Annotated in this window: 17 protein-coding genes; 1 reads left to right on the top strand and 16 read right to left on the bottom strand. The window is 59.2% G+C overall.

From position 1 onward, the window contains the following. Window position 1 precedes the first annotated feature (1 nt). The 12 genes from AWT75_RS00435 to AWT75_RS00380 form a co-directional block, all read right to left on the bottom strand. The gene (locus tag AWT75_RS00435) at window positions 2-361 is read right to left on the bottom strand and encodes a hypothetical protein (RefSeq protein ID WP_062786066.1); all 360 of its coding nucleotides are present in this window, start codon (window positions 359-361) and stop codon (window positions 2-4) included. Next, window positions 358-2,496: an Ig-like domain-containing protein gene (locus AWT75_RS00430; protein ID WP_153013194.1), complete on the bottom strand. Its 2,139-nt coding sequence runs from the start codon at window positions 2,494-2,496 to the stop codon at window positions 358-360. Before AWT75_RS00430 ends, AWT75_RS00435 begins: the two co-directional genes overlap by 4 nt. After that, window positions 2,493-3,137, bottom strand: coding sequence for a hypothetical protein (locus tag AWT75_RS00425; RefSeq protein ID WP_062786057.1), 645 nt, complete (start codon window positions 3,135-3,137; stop codon window positions 2,493-2,495). Before AWT75_RS00425 ends, AWT75_RS00430 begins: the two co-directional genes overlap by 4 nt. Further along, the gene (locus tag AWT75_RS00420) at window positions 3,137-3,562 is read right to left on the bottom strand and encodes a hypothetical protein (protein WP_062786054.1); all 426 of its coding nucleotides are present in this window, start codon (window positions 3,560-3,562) and stop codon (window positions 3,137-3,139) included. The genes AWT75_RS00425 and AWT75_RS00420 overlap by 1 nt, the downstream gene beginning before the upstream one ends. Before the next feature lie 2 nt (window positions 3,563-3,564). After that, window positions 3,565-7,041, bottom strand: a complete 3,477-nt coding sequence (locus tag AWT75_RS00415; RefSeq protein ID WP_062786049.1) for a tape measure protein — start codon at window positions 7,039-7,041, stop codon at window positions 3,565-3,567. Window positions 7,042-7,156: 115 nt separating this feature from the next. Next, entirely contained in the window at window positions 7,157-7,516 is a 360-nt protein-coding gene (locus AWT75_RS00410) for a hypothetical protein (RefSeq protein ID WP_062786046.1), read from the bottom strand. Window positions 7,517-7,565: 49 nt separating this feature from the next. Then, window positions 7,566-8,318, bottom strand: coding sequence for a phage tail tube protein (locus AWT75_RS00405; RefSeq protein WP_062786043.1), 753 nt, complete (start codon window positions 8,316-8,318; stop codon window positions 7,566-7,568). Beyond that, window positions 8,315-8,503 carry a DUF7210 family protein gene (locus AWT75_RS00400; RefSeq protein ID WP_062786040.1) on the bottom strand — a complete coding sequence of 63 codons (189 nt, stop codon included), beginning with the start codon at window positions 8,501-8,503 and terminating at the stop codon, window positions 8,315-8,317. Before AWT75_RS00400 ends, AWT75_RS00405 begins: the two co-directional genes overlap by 4 nt. Window positions 8,504-8,517: 14 nt before the next feature. After that, the gene (locus AWT75_RS00395) at window positions 8,518-8,946 is read right to left on the bottom strand and encodes a phage tail terminator protein (protein ID WP_062786037.1); all 429 of its coding nucleotides are present in this window, start codon (window positions 8,944-8,946) and stop codon (window positions 8,518-8,520) included. Then, the gene (locus AWT75_RS00390; RefSeq protein WP_062786034.1) at window positions 8,946-9,377 is read right to left on the bottom strand and encodes a gp436 family protein; all 432 of its coding nucleotides are present in this window, start codon (window positions 9,375-9,377) and stop codon (window positions 8,946-8,948) included. The genes AWT75_RS00395 and AWT75_RS00390 overlap by 1 nt, the downstream gene beginning before the upstream one ends. 58 nt (window positions 9,378-9,435) lie before the next feature. After that, a complete protein-coding gene (locus tag AWT75_RS00385) occupies window positions 9,436-9,669 on the bottom strand; it encodes a hypothetical protein (protein WP_062786031.1) in 234 nt (77 codons plus the stop codon). A gap of 15 nt (window positions 9,670-9,684) precedes the next feature. Next, window positions 9,685-10,293: a 3'-5' exonuclease gene (locus AWT75_RS00380; protein WP_082695876.1), complete on the bottom strand. Its 609-nt coding sequence runs from the start codon at window positions 10,291-10,293 to the stop codon at window positions 9,685-9,687. A gap of 129 nt (window positions 10,294-10,422) precedes the next feature. Here AWT75_RS00380 and AWT75_RS20640 point away from each other — a divergent pair, with 129 nt between their 5' ends. Continuing rightward, window positions 10,423-10,905: a GNAT family N-acetyltransferase gene (locus AWT75_RS20640; protein ID WP_161937708.1), complete on the top strand. Its 483-nt coding sequence runs from the start codon at window positions 10,423-10,425 to the stop codon at window positions 10,903-10,905. Between the two features lie 105 nt (window positions 10,906-11,010). On the opposite strand, the gene AWT75_RS00370 is transcribed toward AWT75_RS20640, so the two are convergent. The 4 genes from AWT75_RS00370 to AWT75_RS00355 all read right to left on the bottom strand — a co-directional run bounded on the left by AWT75_RS00370 (window position 11,011) and on the right by AWT75_RS00355 (window position 14,329). Continuing rightward, entirely contained in the window at window positions 11,011-12,039 is a 1,029-nt protein-coding gene (locus tag AWT75_RS00370; RefSeq protein WP_062786022.1) for a major capsid protein, read from the bottom strand. Between the two features lie 42 nt (window positions 12,040-12,081). After that, window positions 12,082-12,477: a hypothetical protein gene (locus tag AWT75_RS00365; protein WP_062786019.1), complete on the bottom strand. Its 396-nt coding sequence runs from the start codon at window positions 12,475-12,477 to the stop codon at window positions 12,082-12,084. A gap of 33 nt (window positions 12,478-12,510) precedes the next feature. After that, the gene (locus tag AWT75_RS00360; protein ID WP_239689406.1) at window positions 12,511-13,569 is read right to left on the bottom strand and encodes a phage protease; all 1,059 of its coding nucleotides are present in this window, start codon (window positions 13,567-13,569) and stop codon (window positions 12,511-12,513) included. A 208-nt stretch (window positions 13,570-13,777) separates the two neighbouring features. Further along, window positions 13,778-14,329, bottom strand: coding sequence for a phage virion morphogenesis protein (locus tag AWT75_RS00355; RefSeq protein ID WP_062786013.1), 552 nt, complete (start codon window positions 14,327-14,329; stop codon window positions 13,778-13,780). Between the last annotated feature and the right edge of the window lie 101 nt (window positions 14,330-14,430).

The raw sequence follows: 14,430 nt of genomic DNA, 5'->3' as shown, positions 1-14,430 counted from the left end.
CTCAGCTCTCATAGATCGGGTTGGTTACCAGGGAGACATTGCTGTACTCCCCATCCGCCAGCGCGGACTGGTCGACCAGCAGCCACACGGCCTGCATGCCGCTGACCACCTGGCCCAGATCGACAGAGGCACTGGCGCTGGCCAGCGCAGACAGTGAGGTAGCCAGGTGGATGGCGCTGGCTGGCACACCAGGCAGTACTGCATTGGCTGTCAGCGTGATGCTGCCGCCACTCGCGGCCTGGGCTTGGGCGGTGCCATCCGTTCCCACCCAGATCCGGGTAGCCGTGCCGCCCTTGATGGCCAGGCTGGCCAGCGGCAGGGTCCGGCCCGCGTCTTCATAAAACCCAAAGGTCAGACTCATCGCATTTCCAGGGTATCAACCGGGATGGCCACGGTGATGTTGTAGGCCAGCTCCCGCGAAACAGGGTCAGTCAAAAACACCGGAATATCCGGCACCGCAATCGCCACTTCATGGGGATAAGCCGAGCTGCTATCGCCCGCGGCACCGGTGGTGTAACCGGTGGTGGTGGCACTGTAGGTTCCCAGACCCTCCAAGCAAGTACCCAGATCCGCGCTATCTGCCTGCGACATGTTCGGCAGGCTGGTGAGTTCCGGTGCCAGGATCGGATCGCTATTGGCAGTACCGGCAGCCACCAGCCCGGAAATAGCCAGTTCCACATCGGTGATGGCGCTGCCGGCAGAGGTGTCGTAATGCTCTACCAGGCGTGCCACCTTGCCGCTGGCCAGCATGTCGACACTGTTCAAGGTCACACCCATGTCCACATCCAGCAGTGGGTTGCTTTGCGCTTTGAATTGCACTCGGGTGGTCCGGTGCGATGCCAGGATCTGGCGACGGGCGATGGCCGCCAGCGTCTGCAGCGCAAGGTTGGCATCATCACGACTCGCACTGGCCAGCGTGGTCAGGTCCGTGGTGGTGCCGATATCAGGCTGCATGGTTGTCGATTCAGTCCAGGCAGTCGCATCAAACAGGCCAGAGGCATCCATGCTGACTGTCTGCCCCTGCTTCTTCAACGTACCCAGTGCCGCTACGCTATCTGGAGCCTGGACAGTAATGCGCCAGCGCTCTGTCATGGATTGCACCACACGCCTGGCGATTTGCAGGAGTGCGCCGGCACAGCGCGGATCGTCGGCAGCCGGGCCGGTATAGTCGTTGCGGAAGGTCAGGATAGCCACTGCACTGGAGGACGGGTTTCCTTCAATAATCGCCCCGGAGGCATCCACATAGCCAACGTACTGGGTGCCCTGCAGCGGTGCGGTCCAGGCCTCCGAGCGCAGCTTCCAGCCACTGCTTTCCACGGCTGAACGGAACAGGCTCTTTTCGGGCAGCTTGAACGGCTTGCCATTACGTCCCCGTACAAACTCACCATAGGACAGGCCCATGCTCCAGTTGATGACGCGGCGGTACTCATGCAGTCGCGGGTAGCGATACTGCAGGCTGCAATCCACAACCTGCTCCATAGCCGACTCGCTGGTCACCGCGCTGCCTTTGCCGTCTCTGGCCACCTGGAATGGCGTGCCCCACATGATGCAGGAGGCTGCGCCGGCACTGAGTGTGACCTTGGGGGTGTAGCGGCCGTCGGCCAGCAGCTTGGTCGTGACGGACCAGGAGCCGGTGCTTCCCGCCACGGTCGTCAGCACCTGGCCAGCAATGTCCACCCGGATATTCATGCCAGGCACGGCGATACCGGTCAGGGTTGGCTGGGGATTGGTGGTCAGGGTTTTATTGTCAGCAAGATGGCAAATCGGGGTGGTACTGACCGGCTGGACGCCAATATTGTCATTGGTGACCAGGTTGACCACGGACTGACGGGCAGCCGGCTGGATCGCAAGCGATCCGTCTGCCAGATCGTCGTCCGTCAACGTCAGCCGGGAAGCCAGACCGGCCCACGGCGTCAGCCGGGGGGCACCATACACATCAAGATCATAGGCGGCGGGCAGTGTGGACAGCCGATCCTGGGCGTACTGCAGGCTGTCTGCATAGCGGGCAAACACATGGGGCGACCAGAAGCCACCGAGCAAGGCATCCAGCTCGGTGCGCGTGGCCAGGGCCAGCGAGTCGCGCCGGCCATCCGTACCATGCAGGGTGGCAATGCCGGTTTCAGCGTCAATCTCTGGCAATGCAACACGCCCGGTAAACCGCCGTACCCAGGCACTCAGGCGGGTGTGCTGCACATCAATGAGCAGGACTGCGCCAGACAGGCTGGCAAACGACTCGCCAGCGACCAGGAGCAGCCTGACCGTGGCGATACGGGCCGAGTCTTCCTCGGCTTCGATAGTGACTTCCCCGGCAATGCGGTCAGAGACATCCACACCACCCAGCGTCACCCTGACATCCCATGCCTCTGCGGGCAGAGACTGGGCATGCGCAACGGTAATCACCAGCGGCAAGGAGACGGCTTGTCCGGCCGGTCCCCTTGCTGTCGAGTCGGCCAAGCCAATGGGCGTCAGGCCGAACTGAGATAAACCGAACATCATGATAGCGTGCCGCCATTGTTATTGGTGATGGCTGGCATATCAAACCAGTTCAGCTCACCAGTCAGCTTTTGCTCCTGGATAACGACATAGCCACGGCTGGTAAACGCGCATAGCAATACCAGGCCCTTATCCCCATCCACAATATTGGGGAAAACATATCTCCTTCCATCCGGGCCATACGGCTTTTGGAAATAGTGGGTGGTTGCAGAAACCCATGCGTTATCCTGCACCGTATAAGGCAGCAATACCGGAGAGAAGTTAACCAGGAACTGAATATCTTCCGCCATGAGGGGAAGATAAACCCTGGCTCCGTTGGGAATGGGTTTGCTGGCATCATCAAAAGACACCGCATTGGTTGCCATCCCGATGCCAACCTTCTCGGCATAAACATTTCCCTCCATTGCATAAGCAACGCCAGGTTGGCGATAGGTCACACCATCAACTGCCCATTCAAATACAAGATTCGCATAAGAATTGGGAAACTGGAGCAGGATGGTATCCAGATTGATCCAGTTCTCCAGTTGGGGTGTTCCCGTTCCGCTCCATTCTGCAGTCAGCGTGGTTTCCCAGCCATCCAGATAAACAGCCTGACCTGGATTCGGAGCAACACGGGGAGAATAGAAACTATTGGGGACTGCCATTATTGCTCCTCAAAATGCAGATTCCAGCCCCAGCTCGCGGAGCGGATATCGGTGTTCTCGGTAATCGTGATAAAGCCGGTCAGGCGCGGCCAGTAGTAATACATGCCATTGCGGACTACGCCTGGGATGTCCGGGCGTTCGCTGACTACCGTGCCAATTGGCACCGCCCTGGGCGCGGCGCAGTCCAGAATGTGGGGGATGGTTTGATCCAGTGCAGCCAGTGGTGCCGGCATCCAGCCGGTGGCGGCGATATCGGAACGGATCTTCTCCCAGCGGGACTGCATCACGCCCCGACCGGAGCGCATGCGCAGCAGATTGCGCCCACCGGCACGTTCATAGGTCTGCGTTAATTTCACGACGGCTTTGACGGGAATTAACGTGCCATCAATGCCGAGGGTCAGTGCGTATTCGTGGACGTTTGCCATGTTCAGCCTTGTTTCAGGTTCATCAGGGTGGCGGCCTTCACTAGTTGCTGGACGGCATCGTCATCGCCATAGAGCGGCACCGGGTCTGCCTGGCCTGGCAGGTAGATATTGAGCGGGGTCTTCTGGCTGGCCGGGCTGGCGGCCGCAGCTGCCTGCATGGTAGGAATGCCCGCCATGGCGCGGCTCACTGCCGGTAACTGGCCAACAGCGCCACCGACAGCAAAGCGTGGCAGGCGCATCTGGTTGATGGCCTGCAGCAGGCCGGGGCCGTAGTAGCTGGTGGCTGCAGCCTTGACCACGAATTCCCCATTGCTCAGCCAGCTGAGGATGCTGTCCGAGGTGCCGGTACCGGGGCCAGAAATGGCACCACCTTCGGCATTGGACTGGATTTCAGACAAGGGGCGGTCAGCCAGGTTGATTTCCTTACGGGCATCCTGCAGGTACTTTGCAGCGGGTCCGACCAGCGTAGTGGCGATCTGGACCGGATGCTTCGCTGCCGCCTGCTGGAGCATGTTCTGAATGCTTTCCAGGTCGGTAACAGCCGGTTTCCCATCCAGTCCTAGCGGGATCTCCATTTTTTGCACACTGGCCACGGCAGCCTTGATCGACTCAATCTGCTCCATGGCTTTCTGCAGGGTGGATTTGGCGGTCTTCTCCATGCCGGCATCGGCGCTGTCCTGGGCACGGCCTGCCTGGTCATTCATGAAGTTGAATTCGCCCTCGGTGATCTTGCCGTTTGTGCGCAGCTGGTTGATCACCTCCATCACCCGGCTGAATGCCGTTTCAGCGGCAGAGGCATCGCGGGCGGCTTTCTGGAAATCGCTATCCAGTCCGGTATTTCCGGCTGTCTGCTGGCTGGTCGCGGCCTTGCGAGCCAGCTCATTGGCCTTGCGCAGGCTTTCGTAGTAGTCAGTGACACCCTGCGGCTCTGCGGCCTTGGCTGCAGGGTCGACCGCTTTATTGTTGGCCCATGCGTCCTGGTGCTTCTTGCGATCCGCAACCGCCGCTTGCAGCTGCTCGTTGGCCTTGTCGTATAGCTTCTGCTCCTTGGCCAGATCGGCTGCAAGGTTTTCAAGTTCACCATTCTTGACCGCCTTGAGGGTGTTCGCTGCATCGCTGGCGATCTTGATGCGCTTGGCCTCGTAGGCATCCAGATCCTTGAGTGCCTTTGCATACTTGATCGACTCAGCCAGCGACTGCTGGTACTGCGCATCTTGGTCAGACACACCCCCAGCCCGGGTTACCTCCTGCGCCCGCATATTGGCCTGGTCCATCTGTATCTTGTGGGCGCGCTCCAGGTTCTGGCGATACTCGTCCAGTTGCTTTTTAGTTGAGCCTTGCAGTTCGCTTTCTGAGTAGACCCGCGTTACAGATCCGGTGCCAGCGCCACCCTCTTGTTTCGCGCCCTCACGGATTAGTCGGTTAATTTCCTCCAGCTTCTGCCGCTTCTGCTCCAGGGCATCCGCCTCCATCTGGTGCAGATCAATGGTGTTGCTGATGATGGGTTCAAGTGCCTTGTATGCGGCATAGGCCACCGTCCCCCATACCGTGAAGCGGGCAATCAAGGCAGAAACACCTGCCAGCGAGGACGTAGAAGTAAAGGCGACTTCGGCGGTAACGCCCGACCAGGCTTTTTTGGCAACATTCGCAGCAGCTGTCCAAGCCTTACCGGATTGGAGTGCTACCGACTCAGCGACCTTTGCCCCCTCAGCTGCACCGCCCGAGGTTGCTGCGGGCACTGTCTTCGCCAGGCGGTAGGTTTCTGCCATACCGACACCTTGCGCATAGGAGGCCCCTTCCAACACACCTCCGGCTACCTTTGTCACGGTAGAAGCTGACGCGGCTGCTTTTTTAACACCACCTTTGCCGACCACCGTGTTAACGATATCGCCCACGGTTTGGGCCTCTTTTAACTCCTTCAATGCAGTCGCTGCCTTGCTGGCAGCAGTACCAAACGTCACCAGATCGGTGGCAAGGCCAGCAAACAGCTTCTTGGCGGCCAACGCTCCATAGACAGTGGCCACCGCCAGAATGGCATCGTGATGGGTGGTGATGAATTTGGCCGTACCGATGGCGATCTTGCCCAAGGCCTGCAGCGCGTCTGCGATGTCGTGGGCGATCCGGGACAGCTCGCCGGTTTCCTTCATCTTCTGCAGCGCAGCCGTCAGCTGGTTGATGCTGTCCTTGGCAAACTGCAGCAGCCCGGCCTGGCCAATACTGTCCAGGAACTCCTGCCACAGGTCGGTGGCATTGGATACCACGCCATTCCAGGTCTGCATCTGAGATGCCGCTGCACCGGCCGCATCGTTCTCCATGGCCTGCATCAAGGCGGTGATGGCCTCCCGGCCCAGCTGGCCGTTTTCGGACATCTTCATCAGCTCGGCGGCCGACTTGTTCATGGCCTTGGACAGCAGATCCCACACCGGGACACCGGCCTCGTTGAGCTGCATGATCTCTTCGCCTTGCAGCTTCTGCTTGGTCCAGGCCTGGCCGAGTGCCAGGGTGATGCGCTCCAGCATTTCCTGGGACGCGCCCAGCTTGGCAGCCTGGTCGATGATGGCCTGCATGCTGCCGGCCGTAGGGTCCAGCCCGTAATTGCGCAGCCGGATATAGGTCTGGGTCAGGTTGGTGACCTGGAACGGGGTATTGACTGCCTGCTGCTTGATGTAAGCGAAGGCGTCACCACCCTTGGTGGCCGACTTTTCAACGGCGTTTAACTGGGTGCGCAGGGTTTCAAACTGGCCAGCCGTGGACAGGATGCTGCGGGTCAGCGCCAGTGCAGCATTGAGCGACACCACCGCACTGGCCATAGCCACCAGCTTGCCGGCACCGGTCATCAGGAAGCTGCTGGCCGGCATCGTGCCCTGCAGCTCGGTGCGCAATTCAGCAATCCGGGCCTTGGTAGCCGTGGCCGCCCTGGACAGCTCGGCCATGCTGATGGCCGGGTTCTGGCTCAGCCGCGAGAATGCAGCCGACACCTGCTGGATTTCACGCTGGATATCGGTCTGGGAGCGGATGCCCAGGACGTCACGGGCACCGTCCAGTCGGCGCTGGCCATTCACATTGCCACTGGCTCTGGCAATCGCGCTGGCCATCTTGTCCTGCTCGGCAGCCAGATTGCGGGTGTCGACACCGGCCGCAGCAAGTGCCTGGCGCATAGAGACTACAGCAGTCACCTGGCCGCGCATCGCAGCCTCGGTCTTGTTGATGGCTGCTTCGGTCTGGGCCAACTGCTGGTTTTGCTGCAAGGTTCCGCCACTGTCACCCAGCGCCTTGCGCACCTGCTCAGCCGTGGTCTTCAGCTTGACCAGGGCAGTACCGGTGCTGTCAGCCTCGTCCTTGGCCTGCTTGAACAGGCTGATCTGTTTGGCCTTGTCCGCCATGCCCTTGAGTGCCTGGCCATAGATGGTTTCTGCCTTGGTCACCGCAGTGACAAAGTCGGAGCTGTTGGCCTTGATCAGGTATTCCAGGGTTTTCATGTGGCGTTTCGGCTATTCAGATCATCAATGACGGCAGCAAAGAAGCGCAGCGGGTATTGCGCTGCATTGGGGTGGCCCGCTTCAATCAGCCGGCCCAGATTGGTTTCCAGTTGGCTTAGCTGTTCAGCTGGGCCAGGGCGATCATCTCCGCCTTGGCCTGCGCCTGTTCCAGCCGCGCCTTCATGCCGAAAAAAAGCGGGTTCAACTCCCGGCACTTGTCGCGCAGCACCTGCAGTTCAGAGTCGGCCAAGCTATCCAGCAGCTCAGGCTCCATCGGTGCCATGGCGCGCAGCTCGTCCAGGCGCAGATCCGGCAACAGGGTGGCATTCAGCACCAGATCAGCCTGCGCCGGGATCAGTCCGACATCGCCATGCTGCTGCATGGACTCAACCAGCAAGGCACGAATATCTGCGACAGTCAGTTCGCGGATGGTGATGACGTGGTCACCGATAGGGGTGGGTTTTTCGATACGCATGACAAGCTCCAGGGCGCAGCCAGGCTGCGCCCATCGGTGAGGTAGTGGTTTAGCTGAGCAGGGTTTCGCGTACCCACTGCGACAGGCCGTCACCGGTCTGCAGCGGGTCTGCCAGTACCTCAAACTTCAGGCCGGCACTGCGGAAATCCTTGCCCAGGATGGAGTACTTGTCGGCAAAACCGAACTTACCCCGGAACACTTCCATCACCACCTGCTTGCGGCTGGCCTTGTTAACACCATGGAAGATCAGGCTGCGCTCTTTCTGGGAGCCGGCCAGCCATTCGACAACATTGGCCTGCAGTGCCTTATAGCTGACTTTGATCTTGGTGCCGTCCGCGATACCGCCACCGGCCAACGGGATGATGCCGGCAGCAGTCGGGAAGTAGTCCTTGCCCGCGATATACGGCTGGCCACCCGCATTGGGGGCGACAACAAAATCACCGGCACCGATATTTTCCAGCGGTACCAACGCGCCCTGGTAAGCGGTCTGGACTTCGTCCGTAATCGCCAACTCAGCACGTTTGTTAGCCACGCCCATGGTCATTTCAGCAATGATTTCCGGCTGGAAGGTGGTCACCTTCAAATCCAGGGATACCGACTTCACCGAATACAACTTGTCGTAGTTGCCCTGGCCGGTGTAGGAGTCCGGCAGCTCCTGGGTTTCCTGCTCAATGGTCAGGTCGGCGGTTTCGACCATGGCAAACGGGGTGTACTTTGGGACACCATACTCAGCCATCAGGATCTGGCCGGAGACCGAGTAAGAGTGTTTTTCAGGGGTCAGGATGACGGGTGCGTAGCTCATGCTTCAGGCTCCGAGAGAGTGGAAATGGACTGCTTTGCCGTTGCCGGCTTGGCAATGTTGTTGCGGTACAGCCAGGCAGCCGTGCTGGGTGATACGTCCAGTTCTTCGCCGGCTGGGTAAGTCGTACCGGCGTTCTTGTGTTCATGGAGCAGCTCGACACGCTCCTTCTGGGTTGGGCCAGCCATGGAATTCCTTTCGGTCAGGCGTAGAAATCAGCGGTAAACAGCAGCGGAAAATAGCCCCAGTCGCTTATGTAGAGGGCTGCCGGTGGTGTGGAGGCCTGCAGCGGGTCATACAGCCCGACATCCGGGGTCCAGCCCAACAGAGCGGCACGCACCTTGGCCAGCAGCTCCCCGGCCTTGGCCAGCATCTGGTCGGCACTACCCTGGAGAGCGGCCACAACCATCCATTGCTGCAGGATGTGGTTCTGGGCCTCCTGCGACTGACCATCACCCGGCAGGACATCACGCACGTAGATCACGTACAACGACGGCGAGACTTGCTCACCGCTGGTCACATCGGTCAACTCGCCACGCTGCACGATCTGGCGGACGTCACTGATCTCGGCCTTTAGCTGTACGACGATGTGTTTGCCCAGGGCGAGGTGGTCGGGTCGGTCGAGACGCATCAGTAGTCCCTCATACTGCGGCGGGTGAACTTGCGGCGCGGGCCGGACATGACCACCTTGCCAGTAGAGCTGGCTGGGGTTTCCGGGACCGGCAAGCCCAGCGACACCACACCATTGGCCACGTCCTTGAGCCACTTCAGACCGTCGTAGTAGCGCGTAGTAACTTCTTCACCCGCCTTGTCGGCATAGAGGAAGTAGCGCACCAGGTCAGCGGCCACACGCTCCAGTGCACCAGGTACAAACGACACTGGCAGGGTGTAGCGCTTGCCCAGGTAGGAATTGACCAGCTCGGTGGCGTCCCCGATGGCGCGGGATAGCTTGCCCTGGTCAACTTCACCGGTATTGGTCGGGTCGGTGACACGCAGCAGGAATTCCCGCCCGAAGCGGTCTTCCAGGCCTTGCTGGGTGATGTAGGGGGTAGAAGTAGTCATGCCCGCATTGTGCGGGCATGGGGAGTGCAAAAAAGGCAGGAAAGGGTTCGGTAGACTGCTATTCCTCGGGATTGCCAAACTGTTCCCGGAAGCGGCGGTTGAGCCCCTCCCGGAACAGAATGCCACCGACTGTAGTCAGGAGCGCCATGTCATCTACTGACAAGCGGTCTGCATTCAGATCCATCCAGATCGCCAGCTGAATAGTTGCCTCATCGATAGACTTGGTACTTTGGGTGGCTTCCAGGATTTCGGCCTGGGCACGGAATTGCTCAATGACGGGATGAAATTCCATGATGCCCCCAAGTGGCTATTTGGTACTGGTGGCGGCCTCAATTACCGACTTGTATAGCATGCACAGGTATTCGCCCTGGCTGACTGCATCTTGCAGTGCATTGTGTGACACCTTGGTGAACTTGGTATAAGGCAGACTGACCTCGAGGCCCAGTAATTTCTGCATCCAGCGCAAATCATCCTCGCGGGTGCGATGGCTCTTTGCTGCCCAATACTTCCAGGGAATGAGAATGCCCAGCTTTTCGTACTTGTCCGCCAGGATAGCCAAGTCAAAGTCATGGTCACGGGTGATCAGCTGCGCATCAGGATAGGCAGCCTGGCAGGCCTCTATCCAGTTAGCCAGCTGCAGCAGGGCCTCTTCGGTTTTAACAACGGTCTGATCATGGAGCAGGCCAAGAGCGCGTAGGTGGTCTACTCCCTGGCTGATGTGCCACAGCATGGTGTCGACATCTGACAGGCCATATTGCATGGCGTCGTTGACATCGATAATCAGGGATAGGCGCTTTTCAGGCAGCTCCTCACCACCGACAAACAGGGCGGCACCGATAGTCAACACCGCCGCACCAGGTGCTTTCTGGTGCAGGGTCTCAATGTCCAGGGACATCATGTCCGGGATAGTTTGCATTACGACTCCTCAGTCTTGTTTCCCGTACATGATACCTTGACTGGCTTTTCATCCCCCCAGTCTTACTTCATTCAATCGGCTGGCAGGATTATGATATGTAGATTTAACAAAACGCCTCGGAAATCTCATATGAAGAATCAAATGACTGATCCCATGAATGCTCTAGAGTCCTTTCAGAGCGCCTTTGCTGGCGGTTTCATCGCCCCTCAAAAGGGAGAAATTCATCAAGATCTACTTGTACTACTTGACCATCCTAACGATGAGCCTCGATTCACTTATGCACTAGCTGAAAAAAATGCTGTAACTGCGCTGGCCAACTTCATCCTCGCCGACCCGATTAATGGATTTCCATGCTTCAATATGGGGTATGCAGTAGATCCCAAGTATCGATCCAAAGGTCTTGGCAAGGAAGTCGTACAAAAAGTCTTTGATGAGCTTGCTAATGGGTTTAAACGTAACGGTGTTCCCCACCTGTATGTTGAGGCTATCATCTCTACCTCCAATGACCACTCCAACAAGCTTGCCAGCAAAGCCATTTCAAATAATCCGACATCTTGCATAGATAGCGAATCTGGCGAACCTGCACTCCAATACGTCAAGCAGCTATTTTGATAGAGCGATAGCTGGTTGGCCTGCAGCTCATATCTGCGGTCAGCTGTCCGGGCGGGTGTTGACGCACCCACCCGGTCGCTGTCTCTCTATCGCCTTACGGCGTCATCAGAGCAGTTTCAATTCCACCAGGACACCCGGACGGGCGCACAGCGGCAGCGGATTGGACTGGGTATGCACATCCACACCACGGTCAAAATCGGTGTTCTTGATCTTGGCGTAGTACGGCTGGCCCAGGGTGCCGACGGCTTCCATGAAGTCACCCGGCGCGTCGTACATCAGGAAGGTCTGACGGGTACCCTGCGGATAAGCGTGGCCGGTGCCTGCACTGATCAGCGATACGGTACTCTTGCCATCAGCCTTTGGCACTTCACCGGTGTATTCCGCAAAAGTCACACCACCGAACTTGAAGCCGGCGCGCACGTCGCCACCAATGTTCTCCTGGGCGGCCATCCAGCCCTGGAATGCCTTTTCCACGTTCGGGTGGGTGGTCAGTGCATCCATGAAGTCTGCATCGACGTAAGCACCGACACCGGAAGAAACATCACCCAGCAGGTTCTTTTCAACGTGACGGCATACATCCATGCAGGCTTTTTTCACATTGAACTTCGGATCAGACAGCTTGAATTCGATCACCGCTTTCTGGATGCCGAATTCCTTGTACAGGTCGTACATCACGTCACCGTCACCATCCAGAATGATGCCTTTCAGCGCACCCAGCATCATCCATTCCTGGGTCAGATCGTGGCGGACCTTCATGTCCTGCAGATGGTTGTTCACCACATTGGCGACGTCGGCCACCGTCAGGGTGTCGTTGCTGCCAAAGGCGCGGGAGCCAATCAGCTCGGCTGCCAGAATGGTGTCGTCGTGCGGGATGTGCGGCACCCCGAAGAAGCGCACGTTCTTCTTGTCACGCTTGGTGCGCTGGCCCGGACTACCCACGTCCTGGTTGGACAGCAGGTGAAGTCGGCCACCGGCATACTCCAGCGCGATGGTGCGGGAATTTACGCCCTTGCGTACAAAGATGCCGGACTGGCCAACTTTAGAGTAGGTGTTCGGCAGCAGCTTGATCGACTCGGTCAGGCTGGCGACACCGAAGGCGGGGTCTTTCAACAGATCAGCGATAGATTGAGGCATGGCTCAGTTTCCTTTGCTTGAGGTGGTGGCGGCTGGTGATGCTTAGTCGCCGGCACGCTCGGTGATGCGGATGCCACGGGCCGACAGCTGGCGATAAACGTGGCGGTATTTGGCCGGGGCGGATGCTTGTGCCGCTTGCAGCTCCGGCAGCGTATCCAGCGCCACCAGGCAATCGCCGGCCACGGTACCCACCTCGCGGGAGGTGACACCGGCATCGGCTGCCGGCAGCGCGTGGCGGGTCACGCCCAGCACGAAAGCCAGCGGGTCGTCACCGACATGCCAGGGCACGGCCAGCTCATCGTCCAGCGTGACCACGCCCAGAATGGTGCCGGCAGGCAATGCGGCCGGGCCGACAAACAGGGTTTCGCAGCATTCATCCGGCTCACCCACCAGCGGGATCTGGGGCGGCAGGGTCTGATTGATCGTCAGGGAGTACATGACTGTCCTTTTCTGGCCAAGGGCCGTATTGGGTTACTTGGTGCCGGCGCGGGCCTTGGCGTTGGCAATCAGCGGGTTGTCGCCAGCCTGCTGATTGTCATGCTTGCTATTGGCGGCGCGCGTGGTTGTTTCGGTACCGGCCTGCACCACAACCGGGGCGGATTTCACGAAGTCCTGGAAGGCCTTCATGTCGGTACTGCACATTGCCTGGTAGAAGTTGCGACTGGCCGGCGTGATCTTGCCGGCAGCAATGGCTTCATCCAGCGCCTTGTCGACTTCGGCAGCAGCGGTACCGGCCTGCAGCTGCTGCAAGCTATTGGCCACGCGCTCGTATTCGGCTTTAGGTACAAAGCCGGTCATGATGCTGTTGGTTACTGCCTTCAGGTCGGCATCGGCAGCGGCACCGGTAACCTGGCGCAGACTGTTCATGGCGGTCTGGGTCGAATTGCTGATGTCCTTCAGCGTCTTGATGGCATTCAAGGCGGCAGACAGTTTGCCGGCTGCATCCATGGCATCGCTGATGCTGATACCAAGCTCCTGCAGCAGCTGGTCAATCGGGTCCATGCGGTTCTCCTGTGAGTTGAGGGCACGTAAAAGCAGGTTGGGTTGGTTGGTTAGCCCCACGGCGACCAGGCGGACCACGCGGCCGCTGGCATCAAAATCGAAAACGGGTGACAGGTAGCGCCATTTCTTGGCCGTGATCACCTGGATAGCGTCGGCATTCCATTCAATGCGCGCCCAGGTCTCTCCATCCCGGATTTCCAGCTGCTTGATCCAGCCCGCAGCCTCTGCTTTCTGGCCGGTCTGCAGGCACACCATGCTGAGGTGGTCGTAGTCGACCACCGGATCAATCCCCTTCGCCTGGTTTGCTGCAAAGTCGGTTAGCACGGCGGCGGTGTCGGTATGCCACGGTCCACGGCCATCGCGTCCCATGAACGTGCCGGCCGGAAGGACCGGGCACCACTCTGGCGGCTCACCATTTGGCCCCAGCGACAGGGCGATGGAGAGCGCAATGGCGCAGCTCGCCCGCTGCATGCCATCAGGCTGCAGGCTGTTAAGTGCGCGGATAAGGTCTTCGGGAATGAGCTTCATGGGCTGCATTGTGCGCAGCCTGGTGAGGGCAAAAACGGGGGAAGGGGTTCGGTAAATGCGCAGATTGACCGGATGCAGCGGGCGGCAGGCTGTCTGAGTTAGGAATTAACACGCGTTAACGGGGGTGGACGGCGTTTTACCCCCTTGCAACCAGCCCTTGGTGGTCTGCCTGCACTGCGCATGCGCCAAGGGCGGTTTATGGGGAAAGTCAGGTTTGCTGGAAATGGGTGGCCAGCATGTCCAGCAACTTGGCTTCTGCAGGATCGGCCAGCGTGCCGTCGACATCGACCGGCAAGTACTGGCGCATGGGAATGGTGACTTTGAGTCCCCGGCCCGCCTGGCCACCAAAGTTCTGGATGGCGGCATAGGCGTCCAGGCCATTGCCCCATGGACCAAAACGCAGACTGTCGCTGGTCGCGTCGTAGCTGAATGCAGCCCGGCGCAGCGTACCGTCCACTTGCAGGATACGTTTGGCGGCCAGCCGCCTGGTGCCTGCCGCGCTCAGCTTGCCGTCCTTTTTGAAGTTCTTGCTGCCGCCATGGTTGCGAAGATAGTTGGCCAGCGTCAGCTCGGCATTGGGTGCCCATGGCTGACCATGCCAGTCCGCCTGGTCGGCAAAGCGCTGGTCCGTCTCGGCTTTGGCCCACTCGGCAAAGTCCAGCAGGGCCGGCCGCAGGTTGTGGGCTTGGGCCAACAGTTCGCGCAGTGCCTGGCCGACACTGTCGTTGATGACTTGGATTTCAAAGCTGTTGTCACTCATAATGAATATACCGTGCTGGAATACGTGAAATAGCGCTGTACGTATTGCAACCCCCGTTGGCCTCTCCCAGCGGACGGGGCGTGCACACGCAGGGGGGTGGC

Origin of the sequence: Aquitalea pelogenes (assembly GCF_001515305.1) — a bacterium.
In the GTDB taxonomy this organism is placed as follows: Bacteria; Pseudomonadota; Gammaproteobacteria; order Burkholderiales; family Chromobacteriaceae; genus Aquitalea; species Aquitalea pelogenes.
This window is presented reverse-complemented; position numbering and strand designations above follow the sequence as displayed.

Bases quoted from the DNA above. Each gene is read 5' to 3' on its own strand.
- AWT75_RS00410 (WP_062786046.1), bottom strand. From the start codon at position 7,516: ATGCGTATCGAAAAACCCACCCCTATCGGTGACCACGTCATCACCATC.
- AWT75_RS00390 (WP_062786034.1), bottom strand. From the start codon at position 9,377: ATGACTACTTCTACCCCCTACATCACCCAGCAAGGCCTGGAAGACCGC.
- AWT75_RS00435 (WP_062786066.1), bottom strand. From the start codon at position 361: ATGAGTCTGACCTTTGGGTTTTATGAAGACGCGGGCCGGACCCTGCCG.
- AWT75_RS20640 (WP_161937708.1), top strand. From the start codon at position 10,423: ATGAAGAATCAAATGACTGATCCCATGAATGCTCTAGAGTCCTTTCAG.
- AWT75_RS00405 (WP_062786043.1), bottom strand. From the start codon at position 8,318: ATGAGCTACGCACCCGTCATCCTGACCCCTGAAAAACACTCTTACTCG.
- AWT75_RS00430 (WP_153013194.1), bottom strand. From the start codon at position 2,496: ATGATGTTCGGTTTATCTCAGTTCGGCCTGACGCCCATTGGCTTGGCC.
- AWT75_RS00415 (WP_062786049.1), bottom strand. From the start codon at position 7,041: ATGAAAACCCTGGAATACCTGATCAAGGCCAACAGCTCCGACTTTGTC.
- AWT75_RS00365 (WP_062786019.1), bottom strand. From the start codon at position 12,477: ATGTACTCCCTGACGATCAATCAGACCCTGCCGCCCCAGATCCCGCTG.
- AWT75_RS00370 (WP_062786022.1), bottom strand. From the start codon at position 12,039: ATGCCTCAATCTATCGCTGATCTGTTGAAAGACCCCGCCTTCGGTGTC.
- AWT75_RS00360 (WP_239689406.1), bottom strand. From the start codon at position 13,569: ATGAAGCTCATTCCCGAAGACCTTATCCGCGCACTTAACAGCCTGCAG.
- AWT75_RS00420 (WP_062786054.1), bottom strand. From the start codon at position 3,562: ATGGCAAACGTCCACGAATACGCACTGACCCTCGGCATTGATGGCACG.
- AWT75_RS00355 (WP_062786013.1), bottom strand. From the start codon at position 14,329: ATGAGTGACAACAGCTTTGAAATCCAAGTCATCAACGACAGTGTCGGC.
- AWT75_RS00385 (WP_062786031.1), bottom strand. From the start codon at position 9,669: ATGGAATTTCATCCCGTCATTGAGCAATTCCGTGCCCAGGCCGAAATC.
- AWT75_RS00425 (WP_062786057.1), bottom strand. From the start codon at position 3,137: ATGGCAGTCCCCAATAGTTTCTATTCTCCCCGTGTTGCTCCGAATCCA.
- AWT75_RS00400 (WP_062786040.1), bottom strand. From the start codon at position 8,503: ATGGCTGGCCCAACCCAGAAGGAGCGTGTCGAGCTGCTCCATGAACAC.
- AWT75_RS00380 (WP_082695876.1), bottom strand. From the start codon at position 10,293: ATGCAAACTATCCCGGACATGATGTCCCTGGACATTGAGACCCTGCAC.
- AWT75_RS00395 (WP_062786037.1), bottom strand. From the start codon at position 8,946: ATGCGTCTCGACCGACCCGACCACCTCGCCCTGGGCAAACACATCGTC.